Raw genomic sequence first — 320 nt, forward strand, 5'->3', positions numbered from 1 at the left:
CTGAGCTGGCTGACGTCGCCGCCGTCGCTGACCTTGACCACGAAGGCTTTGCCTTCCACTTCGACGGTGTAGACGCCGGAGGCGGCGGCTTTTGCTGGCGCGGCAGATTTTGCTTCTTCCACCTGCGGCACGGGCTCAAAGGCCGCCGGGTTGTGGCGGTTTTCGAGAAACTTCAGGCCGACCTGCGGGAACAGCGCCACGGTGAGCACGTCGTCGATGGCGTTTTCGGCAAGCGTGATGCCCTTCTCCTGCGCCTGGCGTTTCACGTCGGCTTCAAGCTCCGCCAGCTCCGGCTTGAGTAAATCCGCCGGGCGGCAGGT

Annotated in this window: 1 pseudogene; it reads right to left on the minus strand. The window is 64.4% G+C overall.

The features are described from left to right. A pseudogene (locus PGQ95_RS26435) lies at positions 1–320 on the minus strand (sodium-extruding oxaloacetate decarboxylase subunit alpha); the annotation flags it as partial.

Source organism: Klebsiella sp. 141240 (assembly GCF_050600805.1).
Classification (GTDB): domain Bacteria; phylum Pseudomonadota; class Gammaproteobacteria; order Enterobacterales; family Enterobacteriaceae; genus Klebsiella; species Klebsiella aerogenes.